The organism is Microbispora sp. H10836, from assembly GCF_012999525.1.
GTDB lineage: Bacteria > Actinomycetota > Actinomycetes > Streptosporangiales > Streptosporangiaceae > Microbispora.
Window position 1 is genome coordinate 34,921 of the sequence record NZ_JABBWU010000016.1, and the last position, 20,254, is coordinate 55,174.

Sequence of the window (20,254 nt, forward strand, 5' to 3'; positions counted from 1 at the left end):
GGAAGGGCCTCGATCCCCTCTTCGCCGGGCTCAGCCGAACCCGAAGCCCGGGGGCAGCGGCTCGTGCAGGAACAGCCCGACGGGCACGGCGTCGGCGAGCGCCTGGTATCCCGCCGGGTTCAGGTGCAGATGGTCGCCCACGTCGTAGGCCGCGCGCAACCGGCGGGGGTCGGCCGGATCGCGGGCCGCGCGGTCGAAGTCGACGACGGCGTCGAACCGGCCGCTGGTGCGGATCCACTGGTTGACCGCCTGCCGGGCCGCCTCACGGCAGCCCCGCGCGTCGTCGTAGGGCGTGTTGCCGCCGAACGACGTCAGCGTCGCGCCGTACACCCGGATGCCCCGGGCGTGCGCCCGCGTGACGATCTGGTCGTAGGCGAAGACCAGCTCGTCGGCCACCCGCTTCTGCGCGGCCTCGGTCGCCTCGGCCGTGCCGATGTCGTTCACTCCCTCGAACAGGATCAGCCACGCCACCCCGCTGTGCGCGAGCACGTCGCGGTCCAGCCGGGCCAGCGCGTTGGGCCCCAGGCCGTCGTCCAGCACCCGGTTGCCGCCGGCCGCCTGGTTGACCACGGCCACACCACACGTGCCGGGCAGCGACTGCAGGCGATCGGCCAGCCGGTCGGGCCAGCGGTCGTTGCCGTTGGTGGTCGAGCCCCGGCCGTCGCTGAGCGAGTCGCCCACCACCGCCACCGCCGCGGCCGACGGCCCGGCCCACACCTCCAGGGCGCTCAGGAGATACCAGTGGTCGACGGGGGTCGCACCGGGCAGGTCCACGGCGTCGGCGTGGTCGCCCGCCAGGAGGTACGAGGTGGTCCGCGAGCCCGGATGCGCGGTGGTGCCCGCCGGGCGCTGCCCGTCGGCCAGGTAGACGCTCACGGTGAGGTTGGACCGGGGCGCGACCCCGGCATACAGCGGATCGGAGACCGCCTGCGCGCCGGCCGGAATCGTCACCGACGACCGGCCGTGGAAGGTTACCGGCCGCGCGGTGCCCGGCCTGATCGCGCTCACCCCGGCCCGCCCGCCCGCCGGCAGCGCGACGCCGACCTTCGTGACGGGCAGCGCCGCCCCGCCGAAGGCGTTCGACACGCGCAGCCGGATCTGCTGCCCGCCTGCCGACACCCGGATGGTCTGCCGCACAGTGGCGTCGGCCAGGACCACGTCGTCCCGCGTGAACGGCGCGGGCGGCATGTTGTCCGGCTCGGCGGCCTGCGGCATCGCCGTCCACGTGGGGACCCAGTGCCCGTCGGCTCTCGGAACCACCGGCGCCTCGGGCATCCATGGTGGCCGCGTCATGGGATGCACCGCCCGTGCGCGTCGGGGACGCCCGACTTGCGGAAGAAGTAGGCGTTGACCTGGTCGCGCCACTCCTGCGCGCAGCGGACCTGCTCGTCGAGGAGATCTTTCACCCGGGCGTACAGGGACGGGTCGAACAGCCCCGCGGCCTCCTCCCACCGCCGCCTGGCCTCGATCACCTGCTCGGCTCCCGCGAAGTGCGTGTCGTAGATGTGCTGGATCACGGTCGAACCGCTCCGCAGCACGTGCCCGTACGGGACGTGGTGGAAGAACAGCAGCAGTTCGTCGGGGCAGCCGGCGAGCGACTCGTACACCTCCGACCACGGCGGCGGGTACTGGCCGGTGAAGCCGGTCCCGGTGGCGCGGGTGCGGTCCACGCCGACGCCGTCCCGGTCGGCGAAGTGGTAGGTGCCCCACGGGGTGTACTCGTATCCGTCCACGTCGGGCCCGTAGTGGTGGCCCGGGCGGACCATGAACCCGACGCCGAGCGGCGCGGTGTACCGCTCGTAGGTGCGCCAGGAGTCGTCCATGACCGCGTGCAGCGTGTGCCACGATCGCTCGACGTCCCCGTTCGCCACGGGCGCGAAGGTGAGGTCGATCCACTCGTCGAGGATCGCCGCAGGGTCCAGCCGCGGCTCCCAGGCGAGCCGTCCGAAGGCGTACAGGTTGGCCTGGGCGAGCGGGTGGCCGGTCCAGTAGGGGTCGTCCCCCACGTTGGAGACCCCCACCAGGTCGCCGCCGCCGATGACGTCCGCCACGGCGGCCCCGCCGGGGCCCCAGGGGCGGAAGCCGAGCACCTCGCGCCACATCGGGGCGAGGTAGCAGATGTGCCGCTGCTGACCGGTGTACTCCTGCGTCACCTGGAGTTCCACGGCCAGGCGGGTGGCGGGCATGGCCGCGATCACCGGCGACACCGGCTCGCGCGCCTGGAAGTCGATCGGGCCGTGCTTCACCTGCAGGATCACGTTGTCGCGGAACCGCCCGTCGAGCGGGGCGAAGTGGTCGTACGCCGCGCGGGCCCGGTCGGTGGACCGGTCGCGCCAGTCCTGCCGGTGGTTGTAGACGAAGGCCCGCCAGTGCACGACCCCGTCGTACGGCGCCAGCGCCTCGGCCAGCAGGTTCGCGCCGTCGGCGTGGTCGCGCCCGTACGCGAACGGGCCGGGCTGCCCCTCCGAGTCGGCCTTCACCACGTATCCGCCGAAGTCGGGAATCGTCTCGTAGACCCGCCCGGTGACCCCCGTCCACCACTTGCGCACGTCCTCGTCCAGCGGATCGGCGGTCGGCAGCCCGCCGACCGCGACGGGCGAGGCGAAGCTCACCGACAGGTGGACCCTGATCCCGTACGGCCGGAGCACGTCCGCGATCGCCGCGACGTCGCCGAGCCGGTCCGTCAGCAGGCGGGCCTCGGTGGCGTGCACGTTGACGTTGTTCACGGAGATCGCGTTAACCCCGCACGCGGCCAGCAACCGCGCGTAGGCGCGCACCCGGGCCAGGTCGCCGCGCGGGGCGCCGTCGCGCCAGAAGATCGACCCGCCCGCGTAGCCGCGCTCGACCTGGCCCATCACGGGGTGCACGTCGACGTTGTCCCAGTGGTCGAGCATGCGCCGCCGCGTCGCCGGCCGGTGGTGCTTGGCGCGCCGCTCGCCGGCGAACGCCCGCTCGCCGAGCCGCACGACGTGGAACAGGCCGTAGAGCAGCCCGGCGGGCCCGTCGGCGAGCACCACGGTGACACCGTCCCGGCGTGCGATCACGTACCCCTCGTCGCCGACCGCCTCAGCGGGCCGGACCTCGGCCGCCGCCTCCGGCAGCGGCTCCCCCGCCGTGAGCGCGAGCACGAGGTCGTACGGCCCGGCTTCGGCGCGGCGCACGCGTCCGCCGTACCGCGCGCAAGCCCGCGCGACCTCGTCGTGGACCGTGCCGACGAGGTGCCCCTCGCCGAGCACGAGCGTGTGGCGCGAGCCGATCGCCCGGAACGCCTCGGGCGGCAGCCACGCGGCGTGGACACCGGCCAGATCGGGACCGGCCAGATCAGGACCGGCCGGATCAGGAATCGTCACGAGAACTCTCCGGGGAGTCGCCCTGTACGGTGAACTTCTCCGTGACCCCGGCGATCAGCGGCCGGCTGTTCAGCAGCAGCGCCGACGCGAACACCGAGCCCAGCAGCGTCAGCGCGGCCTCGGTGGCGACCAGCGTGACGCCGCCCGCGACGACGAGGAGGCAGGCGTTGCCGAGCGCGACGCGGGGCGCGGAGAACAGGAAGTAGGCGGCCAGTCGGGCGACGTCCCTCGCCCGGAACGCGAACAGCGATGTGATCACGAGGGCGTTCGCGCCCCAGAGGGCCGTCGCGAGCGCGACGACGACCAGCAGGGTCGCCCACCAGCCCGGAACGCCGGCCGCGCCGAAGTTGGCGAGCGTCGACCCGAGGACGGTCAGCCACGCCAGCCACGGGAGGTAGAGCTTCAGCACCCCGCGGACGTTCATCCGGTAGCCCCGCCGGAACGCGGACGCCGGGTGGAGGTCGGTCAGGTCCGGCTTTGTGCGGTGCACCGCGTACAGCGCGGCGGACAGCGCCGGGCCAGCCGGGAGCGCGCAGGCGGCGGCCAGCGGGATGTTGGCGGCGTCACGGCCGAGCAGGACGAGCCCGATCAGGCCGGGCAGGGTGGTGACCAGCAGCAGGAGCTCGACCACCAGCAGGGTGTAGACCAGCGCGGAGACGCGCGAGAGCGGTCCCTGGCCGAACCGCCGGATCGTCGTCTCGGTCATCGGGGGCCTTCCTGGTCGTCCAGGCCGAGCAGGCGGCGCTCGTCCCGCCCGTCCTCCCAGGGCGGGGTCTCGTCCACCACGGGCGTGATCTCCAGCAGGGTGACCTCGTGGCGGTCGAGGGTGATGTCCAGGCGGACGTGCCCGTCCTCGATCGGCAGGCTGCGGTGACCGCGGACCGGCTCCGCGATCTCCCGCAGCAGGTCGAGCTGTCTGAGGGTGGGAGACGCCGGGCGGCCCATCTCGCACCACGCCCGCCAGGCGTTGCCCTTCTCCTCGCTCACCGACGAGCGCAGCAGGAAGGCGGCGCCGGACGGGGAGGCGACCGGCACCGACAGTCGCACGGTGTGCCCGTCGACCGGCGGGCCGCCGGTGACGTCCACCGGCGCCCAGGCCAGCACGGTGACCCGGCCGTCGCCGTCCCTCGTGACCAGGTGGTCCTCGCCGCGGGCCAGGACCTCCTCGCCCATCCGCGCCATGAACGCGTACAGGTGATAGGCCGGTTTCTTGATCTGACGGTGGGTCAGCAGGCCGAACCCGCCGTGGAACAGCGAGACCGGGACGCCCACCTCCTCGAACACGTCGCAGAAGGTCCAGTAGGAGAAGGAGTCGGCCAGGTCTCCCCCGGCGGCCAGCACCGGAGCGAGGTACGCCGCGTGGAAGGCCGTGTCGTGGATCGGGTTGTCGGGGCGGTAGGAGGAGTTGAACTCGGTGATGTGCACGGGCAGGTCCGCCAGCGGACCCCCGTGGAGCTGACGCCGGGGGGTGGCAAACTGCTCCAGCAGCCGCGACGGCGGGGCCAGCGTCTGGTGCACGCCGAACGGCACGTGCTGGGCCGGGCCGGAGGTGTAGGCGTGCCGGCTGACGAAGTCGATCGGCAGGGACCGTTCGGCGACGAAGTCGGCGAAGCGCACCAGCCACTCGTCGGAGCCGGGAGAGATGGCCGGCCCGCCCACCTGGAGCGAGGCGTCCACGTCCTTGACGGTGTTCGCGGTCACCTCGTACAGGCGGTGGTAGGCGTCCTGGTCCGCGTCGAGCCAGAACTCCTTGAGGTTGGGCTCGTTCCACACCTCGATCGGCCAGGTGCACACCCGGTCGAGCCCGTACCGGTCGACCAGGTGCGTCACGGTGGCCCGCACCAGCGCGGCCCACTCCTGCCACGACCGGGGCGGGGTGACGTTGCCCTTCCACCAGAAAACGGTCTGGTCGCCGGACGCGAGCCCGGAGGGCATGAAGCCCAGCTCCAGGAACGGCGCGATCCCGAGGTCGAGGTAGGCGTCGATCACCTGGTCCACATAAGTGAACACGTGCCGCACGTGCCGGGTCCCCCGGTGCTCGTACGGCCGGTGGACGCCCACCCCGTCGCTCAGCAGCCCGTGCCCCCGGATGTGCCGAAAGCCGATCTCCCGCTGGACCAGCGCCAGCGACTCCTGGTAGTCCCGGCGCAGGGCCAGGTCGAACCGGCCGGTGCCGACGCAGAACCGCCAGGCGTCGGTCAGCCGGCTCGGGATCTCGTCCGGCACATCGGGGACAGGGTGGGGCATCATCGTCCTTCGCTCGCCGTTCCGGACAGCGCGTGCCGGCCGTGGGACAGGCACGACCGGCACGGGCCGGTCAGCCGTGCTCCTTCTTGTAGCGCTCGTACGCGCCGTTGACGAGGTTGACGTAGGACGTCATGTTCTTCGCCTCGAGCTCCTTGACGTAGGCGTCCCACTCGTCGAAGCTCCGCTTGCCGAGGATGAACTCGAGCGTGTTCTGGGTGGCGTGGTCCTTTAGCGGGGTCTGCCACAGCGCGGCCTGCTCGCGCTCCTCGTCGTTGAGCGGGCTCGGCGGCTTCGGCGGCAGCGCCTTCCTGGCGTTCATCGTCTTCTGCCATTCGATCTCCTCCTCGGAGAAGGTCGACTGGAGCAGCTCGGTGCTGCCGCCGTAGGCGAACACGCCGTTGGAGAAGCCGAAGTCCTTCTGCAGGTGCTTCGGTGCGCCGGGGTTGAGGCCGACGAAGTCGACGTCCTTCGCGAGCTGGAACTTGCCGGAGCCGTCCTTGGTGTAGGTGGTCCCCTCGACGCCCCACTTGGCGAACACCTGGCCCTCGTCGGAGTACCAGAGCCAGTCGATGAACTGCATCATCGCGACGAAGTTCTTGCTGTCCCGGGCCTTCTTCGAGATCATGATGCCGTTCTCCAACCGGCTGTCGTTGGCGTCGGCCTTGACCGGCCCCTGCGGCCCGATGGGCACCGGGATCTTGATGAGCTTCGCCTTCGGGTTGGCCTTCTTCAGCGGCGGGCGATACTCGTTCACGAGCGTCTGGGCGTTGCCGCTGATCACGAAGGACTTGCCGGACGCCAGCTTCTGGATCGCCTGATCGTCCTGCTGAGTGAAGCTCTCCGGGTCGAGCAGCTTCTCCTCCACCAGCGTGTGGAGGAACTGCAGCATCTGCTTGTACTGCTCCATCGCCCCGGTGTAGGCGAACTTCTGCGCGTTGGGATCCCACGTGATGCCGGTCGTGAAGCCCCAGCCGCCGCGGGCGCCGCTGCCCAGGCCGAAGACCTGGTTCAGCATGGCGCCGCCCGGCGTGGGGATGCCCCATCGGTCCGAGTAGGGATAGGAGTCGGGATACTCCTCCTTCATCGCCTTCAGCATGGTGTGCACGTCGTCCCAGGTCTGCGGGATCTCCAGCCCGAGCTTGTCGAGGATGTCGCTGCGCACCACCAGCGTGTAGTCCGTCCAGTAATCCTCGTGGAGGCCGGGGAGCAGGTAGAAGCGGCCGTCGGCCTGCCGGAGCGTGTCAAGGTCGGCCTGCAGGTTCCACTTGGCGACCTTCTCCTTGAAGTTCGGCATCAGGTCGAGGTAGTCGCTGACCGGCAGGACGCTGCCCGAGGCGACGAAGGGGGTCTCCTGGCCGGGGTAGGTCTTCGGGATGATCATCGGGGCGTCGCCGGCACCGATCAGCAGGCTGCGCTTGTTCTCGTAGTCGCTCAGCGGCACCACGTTCGGCTGCAGCGTCACGTTGGTCCGCTTTGTCAGCTCGGACCAGAACGGCCAGTCGTTCTTGATCGGATAGAACGGGTGGTTGTTGTAGAGGATGCTGAACGAGAGCGGAGCAGCTGCCTTGAACGGCTTGCCGGCCGCGTAGTCGGCCATCGCGCCTTCGCGGTTCGCCGCGAAGTCGTCACCGCTCTTCTTGGGGCCGGAATCGCCGTCGGTGCTGCAGGCGGCGAGTGCGAGGAAGGCTCCCACGGCGACCATCGCCTGACGCCGGTTGATCTCATACATGAAAGAGGGGTCCTCTCCCTTGGGAAAACGGGCTGAGTGGATGCGGAATGAGAGGTCCGGCGTGTTATCCCTTCACCGCGCCGAGCATGACGCCCTTGACGAAGTACCGCTGGACGAAGGGGTAGACCACCAGGATCGGGATGACCGTGAGCACCATCGTCACGGACTTGATGTTGGTGGCCACCGTCATGTCGGTGGCGTCGGCGCCGACGGACGTGCCCGTGGTGGCGCCGGCGATGAGGTTGCGCAGGTAGACGGTCACGGGGAACAGGTCGTTCTGGCTCATGTAGAGGAAGGCCGCGAACCACGAGTTCCAGAACGACACGGCGTAGAACAGCACGATCGTCGCGAGGACCGCCTTCGACAGCGGCAGCACGATCCGGAGCAGGATGCCGTAGGTGCTCATGCCGTCGATCGCGGCGGCCTCCTCCAGCTCGACCGGCAGGCCCTCGAAGAACGCCTTCATCACCAGGAGGTTGAAGACGCTGACCGCGTTCGGCAGCACGATGGCCCAGATGCTGTCCTTCAGCCCGAGGCTGGAGATGAGGATGTAGTTGGGGATGAGCCCGCCGGAGAAGAACATCGTGAAGACCGCGATCCCGATCAGGAACGTCCGGCCCTTCAGGTGCTTCTTCGACAGGACATACGCGTAGCACGTGGTCATGACCATCGCGATGGCCGTGGCGACGACCGTGTAGACCAGGGTGTTGCGGTAGTTGATCCAGAACGTCGGGTCGGAGGCCACGAACTCGTACGTACGGAAGGTGAACCCGACCGGGACGAGGTTGACCTTGCCGGCGCGGATGGCGAACTCGTCGCTGAGCGACCGGGCGACGATGTTGACGAAGGGGTACAGGGTCACGACCACGACGCCGGTCAGAATGATCGCGTTGACGACCCGGAACACCCGGTGGCCCCGGGTCCTGTCGACGGTCACCACAGGCTCGTCCCCACCGTGCGCCGGGAGATCAGGTTCGCCGACATGACCAGGGCCAGCCCGATCACGGCCTCGAACAGGCCGATCGCCGCGGCGTAGCTGAAGCTGTTGGAGACGATGCCCATCCGGTAGAGGTACGTGGAGATCACGTCGGCGGTGGGATACGTCAGCGGGTTGTAGAGCAGCAGGATCTTCTCGAAGCCGACGGCCATGAACGTGCCGATGTTGAGGATCAGCAGGGTGACCGCGGTCGGCCGGATGCCGGGGAGCGTCACGTGCCAGACCTGCCGCCACCGGCTCGCGCCGTCGATCCGGGCCGCCTCGTACAGCTGCTCGTCGATGGTGGTGAGCGCGGCGAGGTAGATGATCGTCCCCCAGCCGACGGTCTGCCACATCTCCGAGGAGACGTAGATGGTGCGGAACCACCCCGCCTCCTGCAGGAACGCCACGGGGTCGTTGCCCATCGCGCGCAGGAGCTGGTTGACCGGCCCGTCCACCGACAGCATCTCCATGACGAGCCCGGCCACGACCACCATCGACAGGAAGTGCGGCAGGTAGGACACCGACTGGACGAACCGCTTGACCCGCCGGCCGCGCAGCTCGTTGATCAGCAGGGCCAGCACGATCGGCGTCGGGAAGCAGAACAGCAGGGTCAGCACGCCGATGACCACGGTGTTGGTGAACACCTGCCAGAACGACGGGTCGTTCAGGAACATCTTCACGTAACGCAGGCCGACCCATTCCTCGCCCAGCACGCTGCCGCCGGGCTGGAACTTACGGAAGGCGATGACGTTGCCGATCATCGGCAGGTACCGGAAGATCAGGAAGAACAGCAGCGGAAGGACCGCGAGCGAGTAGAGCTGCCAGTCGCGGCGCAGCGCCTGACGCCAGCTGCGTCCCGGCGGCCGTCGCGCACGGGAGGGACCGGGTCTCGCGCGGCCGGGATCCCCGGCGCCCGGTGACACGTCGATCGTTCTGGTGGTGCTCATGCCTGTGCCTCCGGTGCCCTCCGACAGATCACGCCGACAGATCACGCCGACGGCCGCGACCACCGCTCGTGGCTGGCCCCGCGCCCGGGGCCGCGAGGGCTGCGGCACCGCCGTCTCACCCACGCCGAGCGACGCCGTACGCGCAGGTGACACGACAGAAATTTTCGGTGATCCTCAGTAATATTGCGGAAATATAGGCTGAGGCCAGAGCCCCGTCAAGAGGGGAGTCAGCCGTCGTCACGGCCTATTTCACTGCATTACTTCTGGCCTGGTCTCGGCTTATATTGGACACGTTCGGTGCTAGAGTTTCGCGAAAATTTCGGAAACAGTGAGCGGAGCGATGACCAGCCCTTCTCCAGCCCGCGGCCCTCGCCCCACGACCATCGCGTCCATCGCCGCGGAGCTCGGCGTCTCGGTGACCACGGTCTCCAAGGTCCTCAACGGCCGCCCCGACGTGTCGCCGGAGACGCGCGAACGCGTCGAGGCCGGCCTCGCCCGCCACCAGTACCGCCGCCGCCTCCGCCGCAGGCCGCTCAAGGGGCAGATCGACCTCGTCTTCCACGAGCTGAACTCCATGTGGTCGATGGAGATCATCCGAGGGGTCGACACCGTCGCCTCCGCCGCGCGGATCGAGGTCGTCCTGTCCCAGCTGAAAGGAGCGCACCGGCCACCGGAGGAGTGGCTGGACGGCGTGCTCGACCATCGGCCCCTCGGCGTGCTGTTCGTCATGTCCGGCCCGTCGCAGTCGCAGCAGCAGAAGCTGCGGCGGGCGCAGGTCCCGTTCGTCGTCGTCGACACCGACGGCGAGATCGCCGAGTCCGTGCCCGTGGTCGGCTCGAACAACTGGGACGGCGGCCTGCTCGCCACCCGCCATCTCCTGGAGCTGGGCCACCGCCGCATCGCGGTCGTCTCCGGCCCCAAGGACGTCATGTGCAGCAGGGCACGGGTCGCCGGTTTCCGGGTCGCCCACGACGAGGCGGGGCTCGCCGTCGACCCCGGCCTCGTCAGGTACGGCAACTTCTACGTCGACGCCGGATACGAGCACGCCATGGACCTGCTGTCGCGCCCCGACCGGCCGACCGCGATCTTCGCCGGTTCGGACCTGCAGGCGCTCGGCGTCCTGCGCGCGGCGCGCCGGCTCGGTCTCGACATCCCCGGGGAGCTGTCGGTGGTCGGCTATGACAACGTGCCCGTCGCCGGCTGGGTCGAGCCGGCCCTCACCACGGTGGGCCAGCCGCTGTGCGACATGGCGACGGTCGCGGCCCACATGCTGCTCGACCTGGCCCGCGGTGTGGAGCCGGCCACGAGCAGGATCGACCTCGCCAACGAGCTCGTCGTACGCGAGAGCACGGCCCCGCCGGGGGCCGGACCACGGTCACGCCTGCCGCACCCGCCGCACGACCGCCGCCCCGAGGGGCGGAACGGTGATCTCCCCTGACGTCGGCCGGCCGGTGAGGATGTCCGTACCCACGCTTTCCAGGGGGACGGTGACGGGAGTCCCGGGGTCGTGGTTGAGGAGGAAGAGGTACTCGTGCCGCTCGTCCTCGCGGACCGTGCACTCCAGGTGGGCGGGCAGCCCGTGGAAGCGGTCGGCCACGCCCGCCGCCCTCAGCTCGCCGATCAGCACCCGCTCGAAGGCGCCGGCCTCCAGGAGGGTGGCGAAGTAGACGACCCGGCCCGCCCCGTAGGCGTTCGCGACGACCGCGGCGCGTCCCCTGAGCAGTCCGTCGGCGTAGGTCGCCAGCGCGGTCCCGGTCTCGAGATGGAGGTCCTCGCGCCACCAGTCCGCCGTCGCCGTGCTCCCGTCGGAGAACTCGACGGCGAACCGCTCGCCGGGACGCGCCGGCCAGTACTCGTCGATCTTCGCGCCGATGAGGCGGCGGAACGCGCCCGGGTAGCCGTCCGGCCGGACGCGGTTGCACGCGTCCACGACGCCCGAGAAGAAGGACATGACGACCGTCCCGCCGCGCCGGGCGAACTCGGTGACGGCGCCGACGCCCCGGTCGTCCATCAGGTACGCGTTGGGCACGACCAGCACCTTGTAGCGCGACAGATCGCTGTGCGGCGACACCACGTCGACCGCGTAGTGGTGCTCCCACAGCGGCCGGTAGTGCCGCATGACCGTGTCCACGTAGCTGAAGTCGTTGCGGGGCAGGCCCCACAGCTCCTCCAGCCCCCACCAGCCGTCCCAGTCGAACAGGACGGCGACCTCGGCGCGCGTGGTGGTTCCCGCCACGGGTGACAGCCGTCCGACCTCACGGCCGAGCTCGGCGACCTCGCGGAAGGTGCGCGAGTCCGGGCCGGAGTGCGGCAGCATCGCCGAGTGGAAGCGTTCGTGCCCGCCCCGGCCGGCCCGCCACTGGAAGAACATGACGGAGTCCGCCCCACGGGAGACCGCCTGGAGCGAGCCGAGCCGCATCCGGCCGGGCTCCTTGACCACGTTGAGCCGCCACTGGCTGACCGCGCTCGCGGCCTGCTCCATCAGCAGCCACGGCTGCCCGCCCTTGAGCGACCGGAACAGGTCGAACTGGAAGGCCGCCGAGACGTGCGCGTCCGGGTCGGCGGGGTCGGGGTAGATGTCCAGGGCCGCCGCGTCCTCCTCCGGGGCCCAGCGCCAGTAGTCGGCGTGGCGGTAGAAGCGCATGAAGTTGGTGACGACCGGGATGTCGTCGCGGAAGGACCGGACGATGTCCCGCTCGGCGACGAAGCACTCCAGCAGGGTGTCGGAGGTGAAGCGCTTGAAGTCCAGGATTCGGCTGGGGTTCATCCAGGTGCGCGGCACGCCCGGCGCCTCGACCTGGTCCCAGTCGGTGTAGACCTGCCCCCAGAAGCGGGTGGTCCACGCCTCGTTGAGGGTCGCCAGGTCGCCGTACCTGCGCCGGAGCCAGCGCCGGAAGCCGGCCGAGGCGGCCTCGTTGTACGCCGTGGGGCCGTACTCGTTGCTGATATGCCACATCGCCAGCGCCGGGTGGAAGGAGTAGCGCTCGGCCAGCCGGGTGGTGATGGCCGCCGCGTGCTCGCGGTAGACCGGCGACGAGGGGTCGTAGTGCAGGCGGTTGCCGAAGCCGAACCGCTCGCCGTCGGCCATGACCGGCAGGACCTCGGGATACCGCTGGGACAGCCAGGCCGGCGGCGCGGCGGTGGGGGTGGCGAGGTTGACGGCGATCCCGTTCCCGTGGAGCAGGTCCATGACCTCGTCGAGCCAGCCGAACTCGTACTTTCCCGGCTCCGGTTCGAGCGACGCCCACGCGAAGACGCCGAGCGACACGAGGTTCACCCCCGCCTCGCGCATGAGCCGGACGTCCTCCCGCCACACGGCCGGATCCCACTGCTCGGGGTTGTAGTCGCCGCCGTACGCCAGGCCGCCGAGGCGGTCGATGAGGGCACGCATGCGCGCGTCTGTCATCCGTCACTCCCCGGCCGAGAGGTCGTCGCGTCCCCGTCCGTTCCGTGCGCTGTCGCGAGCCGCCACCAGAGCTAACCGGACGTACAGAGATGAGTCAATCGACCCCGGATTATCCGGGGTTATCCGGTGGCCTCGCCCGACGTGCAGTGCGGCGGATGCGGTTTTAGCCTGAAATCGCCGCCGTAGCCGGCGGTACCGGGGACCTGTCGGTGGAGGACAGCGAAGGAGCCACGACATGGCGAAACCGCCCGACGACCACGGCGACGGTGTGCGGCTCTTCCTCGGCTACCTGGTGCGGGCGCGGGCGGCGGCCTGGAACCCCTCGGTGCAGTGGCTGTCCCGCCACTCCGGCATCCCGAAGACCACGGTCGAGTCGCTCGTCCACGGCACGCGTAAGCGGCTACCGAGCTGGAGCGAACAGGTCGAGCGCCTGCTGGAGGCCTACCGCAAGAAGGTGACGGAGGACAGGCGCGGGGATCCCGACGCGGTGCTGGGCGACATGACGGCGTGGAGTCGGGCCTATGACGAGGCGCAGAACGGCCGGCCGCCGGCCTGCCCTCTCCCGATGGCCGCCGCTCCCGCGCCACCCCCGGCCGCAGCGGCACCGGGTAGGCCGATCGGACAGTTCCGGCCGCTGGACCTGGAGGTCCATCCGGCGATTCGCGTCGACGCCACCGCTCGGGAGCTGGAGGAGTTACCCGCCTACATCCCTCGATCGCATGACGAAACCCTCGCCCAGGTGATCCGCGACGTGCGAGCGGGAGCGTCCCGGCTGGTCGTGCTGGTCGGCGACTCGTCGACGGGCAAGACCCGCGCCCTGTGGGAAGCGGTCCGGACCCTGCCCGAACCGTGGCGGCTTTGGCACCCGATCGAGCCGAGCCGTCCGGCGGCGGTCCTGGCCGAGCTGAGGTCGATCGGCCCGTACACCGTGGTGTGGCTGAACGAGACCCAGCACTACCTGCTCACCGCCGATCCAGCCGTCGGGGAGCGGGTCGCCGGCGGGCTCCGGGAGTTGCTGCGTGCTCAGGAGCGAGGGCCGGTGCTGGTGCTGGGCACCCTGTGGCCCGCCTACTGGAAGGCTCTCACCGCGGTCCCGCACGCCGGTCAGCCCGATCCGTACGCACAGGCCCGCGAGCTGGTCAAAAACGCCGGCATCCGCCTTCCCGAGTCCTTTGCCGGCACCGACCTCGATACCGCGGGCCGGCAGGCGGCGAACACCGGCGATCCCCGTCTGGCCGAGGCCCTGCGCCGGGCCCCGGAGGGCCGGTTGACCCAGTACCTGGCCGGTGGTCCGGCTCTGCTGGAGCTCTACGACAACGCCGAACCCGCCGCCCGCGCCGTCCTGGACGCCGCGATCGACGCCCGGCGGCTCGGTCACGGCCCGGCCCTGCCCCGCCTCCTGCTCGCAGAGGCCGCCCCCGGCTATCTCGGCGACGAGCAATGGCACCTGCTCGACGACGACTGGCTCGAACGCGCCTTCGCCTACCTGACCGATCACCACTCCTGCCGGGGAGCCCGCCCGCCGCTGGCCCTGATCAGACCTCGTCCCGGCACCGGTCACGCCCCCGCCGCACAAGATCAAGGCGAGCCGGCCTATCGCCTCGCCGACTATCTCGAACAGCACGTCAGCCGCACCCGCCGCTTCCGCTGTCCCCCCGCCACCTTCTGGAACGCCGCCACCCGCCACGCCGCCTCGGTGAGCGACCACCGCGCTTTCGCCAAGGCGGCCCGCGCTCGCGGGCGCAATCGTCACGCCTTCGCGTTGTACCGAGCAGTCGCCGACGCGGGTGACACCTTTGCGCTGCGGGAGCTGACGCGGATCCGGGAGCAGGCCGGTGACCACGAAGGCGCCGAACGCCTCGCCCGGGCCGCCGCCAACGCCGGCGACACCCTCGCGCTGTGGGACCTGGCGCGGACGTGGGAGGAGGCCGGCGACCACGACGGCGCAGAACGCCTCGCCCGGGCCTTGGACGGCGCCGGCCGTACTTCCGCGCTGTACGGCCTGACCGAGATGCGGAAGCAGACCGACGACCACGAAGGCGCCGAACGCCTCGCCCGCGCCGCCGCCGAAGCCGGCGACACCCTCGCGCTCTACAACCTGGCACAGACGCGCGATCAGGCCGGCGACCACGAACGCGCCGGGCGCCTTTACCAGGCCGCCGCCGACGCCGGCTTTAGAATCGCACTGACCGATGCGTCCCGTGTGCGCGAGCTGGCCGGCGACCAGGAAAGCGCCGAACGCCTCGCCCGCGCCGCCGTCGACGCCGACCACACCACCGCGCTGCAGCACCTGGCGGAGCAGCGGCAGCATGCTGGCGACCACGAAGGCGCCGAACGCCTCGCCCAGGTGGCCGCCGACGCCGGCCACCCCTTTCCACTGGGGTATCTGACCAGGCTGCGCGAGCTGGCCGGCGACCACGAAGGGGCGGAACGCCTCGCCCGGGGCGCCGCCGACACCGGCGACACCTCCGCGCTTCTGGTTCTTGCGCATCTCCGGCGGCAGGCCGGCGACCACGAAGGCGCAGAACGCATGTACCAGGCCGCCGCCGACGCCGGCGACACCAGCAGGCTGCACGAGTGGGCGCGGCTGCGCGAGCAGGCCGGCGACCACAAGGGCGCCGAACGCATAGTTCAAGCGCTCGCCGGCGCCGGCGACACCCTCGCGGTGCGGAAGCTGGCGCGGCTGCGCGAGCTGGCCGGCGATCACGAAGGCGCGGAACGCCATGCCCGGGCCGCCGCCGAGGCCGGCGACACCACCGCGCTCACGATTCTGGCGCGTATACGGCGGAGTGCCGGCGACCACGAAGGCGCCGAACGCCTCGCCCGGGCCGCCGCCGACGTGGGCGCCGACGACGCCGCCGCTCTGCTGCAGGACCTGGCCGAGATACGGCAGCGAACCGGCGACCACGAAGGCGCAGAACGCCTCGCCCGCGCCGCCGCCGACGCCGGCCACACCACCGCGCTGCAGAACCTGGCCGTGATGCGGGAGCAGGCCGGCGACTACGAAGGCGCAGAACGCATGTTCCGGGCCGCCGCCGACGCCGGCCAAATCGACGCGTTTTACGGCCTGCCACGGATACGGGAGAAGGCCGGCGACCGGGAAGGCGCCGAGCGCCTCACCTGGGCCGCCGCCGACGCCGGCCACATCGGCGCGCTGTCCGCCCTGGCGTGGATGCGGCACGAGGCCGGCGACCACGAGAGCGCCGAACGCCTGTACCAGGCCGCCGCCGACGCGGGCGACACCGACGCGATGTCCAAGGTGGCGGAGCTGCGGCAGCAGGCCGGCGACCACGAGGGTGCCGAACGCGTCGCCCGGACCGCCGCCAACGCCGGCCACACCTTTTCGCTGCAAGCGCTGGTGCGGAGGCGGTACCAGGCCGGCGACCACCAAGGCGCAGAACGCCTCGCCCGCGCCGCCGCCGACGCCGGCGACACCACCGCGATGCGCAACCTGGTGCAGATGCGGGAGCAGGCCGGCGACCACGAAGGCGCAGAACGCCTGGCCCGCGCCGCCGCCGACGCCGGCGGCACGACCGCACTGTACGAGCTGGCCACGCGGCGGATGCAGGAGGGACAGGGGGGCCGGTGGACAGACCTGCTGCGGTTCGGGCTGGAGGCGGACGGGTCAACTGCCAGACAATGGTGAGGCGATACGCCGGATCACGGTGGCGTCGAGCTCCAGCAGCACCTTCGGGCTGACCAGGATCGTGGTCGCGGCGTTCCAGTCGACGCCCCAGTGGGTGCGGTCGAGCGTGAGGCGGCCCGTGAAGCCGATTCGGAAGGCTCCCCGCGGGTCGTTCTCGACGCCGGTCAGCTCGAAGTGCACGGTCACCGGCCTGATCACCCCGCGGATGGTGAGGTCGCCGGTGACCTCGAATCCGGCGCCACCGGTCTGCTCCACCGCGGTTGAGGTGAAGGTGATGTCCGGGTGGTCGTCCACGTGCAGGAACCTCCCGCGCAGGTGCGCGTCACGCCGCGGGTTGCCGGTCTGAACGCTGTCGGCGTGGATGACGAGCCGTACGGCGGACTTCGACGGATCCTCGCCGTCCAGGTGCGCGCCGCCCTCGAACTCACCGAACCGCCCCCTCACACGGCTGGCCATCGTGTGCCGGGCGACGAACCCGATCCGCGTACGGGCGGTATCGAGGACGTAATCACCGGTCAGCTCGCTGAATTCGGTCGTTGTCGACATGCTCGGTCACTCCTGAGGGGAAAGATTGCGGTGGGTCCTTCGCTGTCCCGCGCCGGTCGCGACCGGCGCGGGACGCCGGCGCTGTGCCGCAGGCGGGGACGCCGGCTCCGGCCAGTTGGATGCTCTTGTCGTCAGCAGTACGACGACGCGGCACCGGGAAATGTGAGGCGAGAGCCGACCTCACATTTCGCCGGGCTGTCTCGTCGGTCTGGTGAGAGCAGGCGCGCCAAGAAAGGAATCGGGGGCACCATGACCACCCCAGCCACGCAGGGAGACTGCCGGCTCGACCCGGACCTGCGCGTGATCGTGAGCGAGCGGCGTCAGCTGATCAATCTCGCCTACCGGCTCCTCGGCTCGCTGACCGAGGCCGAGGACGTCGTCCAGGAGACATACACCCGCTGGTACACGTTGTCGCGGCAGCAGCAGGAGGCCATCGAGTCTCCCGCCGCCTGGCTGACAAGGGTCGCCGGTCGCATCTGCCTGGACCTGCTCGGCTCGGCGCGGGTTCGGCGGGAGCACTATGTGGGGGAATGGATTCCCGAGCCGGTGCCCGATCGCGGGGAGTGGATCAGTGGATGGCCGGACGGGTTCACGACCGACCCGGCCGACCGTGTCACGTTGGACGAGTCGATCTCCATGGCCTTCATGGTGGTGCTGGAGTCGATGACCCCGGCCGAGCGGGTCGCGTTCATCCTGCACGACGTCTTCCGCTACTCCTTCGCCGAAGTGGCCGAGATCGTCGGCCGCACGCCCGCGGCCTGCCGCCAGCTGGCCTCCTCGGCCCGCCGGCGGATGCGCGCGTCGCGGGCCGCCGCGACTCCGGCCGCTCGTCAGGCGGACACCGTCAGGAAGTTCAAGGAGGCATGGGAAGCCAGGGACATCGACGCCCTCGTCGGCCTGCTCGCGCCCGACGCCAGAGGGATCGCCGACGGCGGCGGCCTGGTCAGCGCCGTGCTCCGCCCGATGGAAGGCGGCGAGCACATCGCGCGCTACCTGGTCACGATTGCCGAGCTGGCGCCCGGCCTCGTGTTCCTGGAGCGCACGGTCAACGGGCAGCCCGGCCTGATGGTCGAGCAGGACGGCGCCATCGTGGTGGTGATGGCGTTCGACGTCGCAGGCGACCGCGTCAAGCACCTCTGGGCCGTGCGCAATCCTGACAAACTCCGGTCCTGGGCGGGCTGAGAGAAGAGAAGGAAGTCCACCATGATCCTGGTCACCGGTGGCGCCGGAAACGTCGGCGCCAACGTCGTCCGTCAACTGCTCGACGCGGGCCAGAAGGTACGCGTCATGACCCGTGACCCCGGCGGTCGTTCCTTTCCGGACGGCGTCGAAGTCATGGCCGGCGACTTGACCCGGCCGGAAACCCTGCCGGCGGCGCTGTCCGGCGTCGAGCGGGCGTTCCTGTTCCCCGTCTTCACCGGTGTCGGCGGATTCCTCGACACGGCGCGGCGGACCGGCCTGCGGCATGTCGTGCTGCTGTCGTCGTCGGCCGTCACGTTCCCCACGCCCGGGTTGATCGGCGAACAGCACCTGCGGGTCGAACATGCCGTCGCCGCGTCGGGGCTGCCGTGGACCTTCGTACGGCCCGACGCGTTCATGACCAACGACCTGGCCTGGGCACCGCAGATCGCGGGCGGCGGGGTCGTGCGCGGGGTGTACGGCGGTGCCGCGACGGCTCCGGTCGATCCACGCGACATCGCCGCGGTCGCCGTCCGCGCCCTTCTCGACCGGCGTGCCGGTGAGGCGTACGTGCTCACCGGACCGCAGTCGCTGACGCAGATCGAGCGCGTGCGCATCATCGCCGCGACGATCGGGCGGCCGTTGCGGTTCGAGGAGGTGCCGCGAGAACAGGTCAAGGAGCAGCTGCTGCGTCACGACACGCCCGCGCCGGTGGTCGACGAGCTCCTCGACATCCTGGCCGCGAGAGACGGCAGGACCGCGGAGATCTCGCCCGCGGTCGAGCAGGTCACCGGACGGCCGGCGTTCACCTACGCCCAATGGGTCGCCCACCGTGCGGCGGCTTTCGGCTCGGCAGCGGCCTGACGGCGACCGCTGACTACCCGGCGGTCGCAGGCAGCGGCCGGTCACGACGACGGGCGCCTCGCGGCGGAATCCCGAGCTGAAGCCGGAGAACGGTGCGACACGCCGTCGCGCAGCGGGTAGAGCAGGAAGCAGCCGAAGGCCACCGCCAGCACCGCCAGGGGCACCAGGCCCATCATCAGCCGGACGCCCGTCACGACGGAGCCGGGCTGGACCGCGGCCCCATTCTGATAGCCCGAGCGGGACAGCACGACGGTGATGATCACCGCCTGCAGGGACACCGCCCAGCGGACGATGAACCCGTTCATGCCGAAGTACATCCCCTCGCGCCGGGCGCCCGTCCTGTGCTCGTCGTCGTCGATCACCTCGGCGAGCAGGATCTCCAGGAGGACCAGCATGCCCGCGATCCCGACCCCGACCGCGGCCCCGGTGACCGCCGCGAGGGCGAGGGTCCCGACGAGCAGGAACGGCACGAGCGCCACGCCGTACACGACGATCGCGGCGAGGATCGCCCGCCGCGGGCCGAGGCGGGTGGTGACCCGGCTCCACACGTAGACCATCGGGATCGCGGTGACGAACACCGCGCCCAGGATGACGGTGTTGGCGGAGTCGGCCTCGCCCAGGGCGTACTTGGTGAAGAACGGGATGCCCGCCTGCAGCAGGGCGAACGTGAGCTGCAGCAGGAAGCTGCCCGTGACGTAGGTGACGAAGGCACGGTTGGCCAGGGTGTGGCGGAGCGCGGTGAGGAACCCGAACCTCTCGCCCTCCACGTGGGTTCGCTCGGCCGAGCCGCGCAGCGACAGCGCGAAGAACGCCAGCGCGACGACGCCGAAGGACACGCCCATCGCGGCCCATCCGATCGCGCCGTACAGCAGGGGCGCGGCGGCGACGCCGACGATCATGCCGACGATGGCGAACATCTGCCGCCACGACGCGGCGGCGGCCCGCTCGGCGATGGTGGTGAACATCTCGGGGAACAGCGCCACGTAGTTCAGGACCACGACGACGAACAGCACGTCGTAGACGAGGACCGCGACCAGGAAATACCAGAACCTCGGGGTCGCGCCGTCCACCAGCGGGATCCAGATCATGGTGAACGACGCGGCCAGCGGCGCCATGCCGATCGCGATGTACGGCACCCGCCTGCCCCAGCGCGTGCGCGTCCGGTCGGAGACGTGCCCCACGAGCGGGTTGAGCAGCGCGTTGACGATACCGTGGATCACCATGGCGACGCCGATGAGCGACGGGTCGACCCCCAGGTGGTCCACGTAGTAGAAGGTGGCGAAGGTCGCGAACGCCTGGCTGAGCAGGTTGACCGACAGGTTGCCCGCACCGTAGGCCAGCACCTGACCGCGCCTCATGGA

Annotated in this window: 14 protein-coding genes; 4 read left to right on the top strand and 10 right to left on the bottom strand. The window is 70.8% G+C overall.

The window, feature by feature from the left end; translation table 11 throughout:
• Window positions 1-30 precede the first annotated feature (30 nt).
• The 7 genes from HHX30_RS26935 to HHX30_RS26965 form a co-directional block, all read right to left on the bottom strand.
• A complete protein-coding gene (locus tag HHX30_RS26935; protein WP_169984889.1) occupies window positions 31-1,293 on the bottom strand; it encodes an SGNH/GDSL hydrolase family protein in 1,263 nt (420 codons plus the stop codon).
• Entirely contained in the window at window positions 1,290-3,350 is a 2,061-nt protein-coding gene (locus tag HHX30_RS26940; RefSeq protein ID WP_311922875.1) for an alpha-glucuronidase, read from the bottom strand. The genes HHX30_RS26935 and HHX30_RS26940 overlap by 4 nt, the downstream gene beginning before the upstream one ends.
• Window positions 3,337-4,056, bottom strand: coding sequence for a hypothetical protein (locus HHX30_RS26945; RefSeq protein ID WP_169984892.1), 720 nt, complete (start codon window positions 4,054-4,056; stop codon window positions 3,337-3,339). The genes HHX30_RS26940 and HHX30_RS26945 overlap by 14 nt, the downstream gene beginning before the upstream one ends.
• Window positions 4,053-5,576, bottom strand: coding sequence for a GH39 family glycosyl hydrolase (locus HHX30_RS26950; RefSeq protein ID WP_211592579.1), 1,524 nt, complete (start codon window positions 5,574-5,576; stop codon window positions 4,053-4,055). The genes HHX30_RS26945 and HHX30_RS26950 overlap by 4 nt, the downstream gene beginning before the upstream one ends.
• 91 nt (window positions 5,577-5,667) lie before the next feature.
• A complete protein-coding gene (locus HHX30_RS26955) occupies window positions 5,668-7,326 on the bottom strand; it encodes an extracellular solute-binding protein (RefSeq protein ID WP_169984896.1) in 1,659 nt (552 codons plus the stop codon).
• Window positions 7,327-7,390: 64 nt separating this feature from the next.
• The gene (locus tag HHX30_RS26960; RefSeq protein WP_311922876.1) at window positions 7,391-8,263 is read right to left on the bottom strand and encodes a carbohydrate ABC transporter permease; all 873 of its coding nucleotides are present in this window, start codon (window positions 8,261-8,263) and stop codon (window positions 7,391-7,393) included.
• Window positions 8,260-9,252, bottom strand: coding sequence for a sugar ABC transporter permease (locus HHX30_RS26965; RefSeq protein ID WP_169984898.1), 993 nt, complete (start codon window positions 9,250-9,252; stop codon window positions 8,260-8,262). Before HHX30_RS26965 ends, HHX30_RS26960 begins: the two co-directional genes overlap by 4 nt.
• Window positions 9,253-9,592: 340 nt before the next feature.
• Here HHX30_RS26965 and HHX30_RS26970 point away from each other — a divergent pair, with 340 nt between their 5' ends.
• On the top strand, window positions 9,593-10,690 hold the full coding sequence (locus HHX30_RS26970) for a LacI family DNA-binding transcriptional regulator (protein ID WP_169984899.1): 1,098 nt from the start codon (window positions 9,593-9,595) through the stop codon (window positions 10,688-10,690).
• Here the strand turns inward: HHX30_RS26970 and HHX30_RS26975 are convergent.
• On the bottom strand, window positions 10,628-12,658 hold the full coding sequence (locus HHX30_RS26975) for a beta-galactosidase (protein ID WP_169984900.1): 2,031 nt from the start codon (window positions 12,656-12,658) through the stop codon (window positions 10,628-10,630). The two genes, HHX30_RS26970 and HHX30_RS26975, sit on opposite strands and share 63 nt — an antisense overlap.
• 235 nt (window positions 12,659-12,893) lie before the next feature.
• Here HHX30_RS26975 and HHX30_RS26980 point away from each other — a divergent pair, with 235 nt between their 5' ends.
• Window positions 12,894-16,304 (top strand): tetratricopeptide repeat protein, encoded by a 3,411-nt coding sequence (locus HHX30_RS26980; RefSeq protein ID WP_169984901.1) that lies wholly within the window; start codon window positions 12,894-12,896, stop codon window positions 16,302-16,304.
• On the opposite strand, the gene HHX30_RS26985 is transcribed toward HHX30_RS26980, so the two are convergent.
• The gene (locus HHX30_RS26985) at window positions 16,284-16,850 is read right to left on the bottom strand and encodes a YceI family protein (RefSeq protein ID WP_169984902.1); all 567 of its coding nucleotides are present in this window, start codon (window positions 16,848-16,850) and stop codon (window positions 16,284-16,286) included. The genes HHX30_RS26980 and HHX30_RS26985 overlap by 21 nt on opposite strands.
• A 249-nt stretch (window positions 16,851-17,099) precedes the next feature.
• On the opposite strand from HHX30_RS26985, the gene sigJ reads away from it, so the two are divergent.
• Window positions 17,100-18,032: an RNA polymerase sigma factor SigJ gene (gene sigJ, locus HHX30_RS26990; RefSeq protein ID WP_169984903.1), complete on the top strand. Its 933-nt coding sequence runs from the start codon at window positions 17,100-17,102 to the stop codon at window positions 18,030-18,032.
• A gap of 21 nt (window positions 18,033-18,053) precedes the next feature.
• Window positions 18,054-18,893, top strand: coding sequence for an NAD(P)H-binding protein (locus tag HHX30_RS26995; protein ID WP_169984904.1), 840 nt, complete (start codon window positions 18,054-18,056; stop codon window positions 18,891-18,893).
• 41 nt (window positions 18,894-18,934) lie between these two features.
• Here HHX30_RS26995 and HHX30_RS27000 read toward each other — a convergent pair whose 3' ends face one another.
• Entirely contained in the window at window positions 18,935-20,251 is a 1,317-nt protein-coding gene (locus HHX30_RS27000; RefSeq protein ID WP_211592580.1) for an MFS transporter, read from the bottom strand.
• Between the last annotated feature and the right edge of the window lie 3 nt (window positions 20,252-20,254).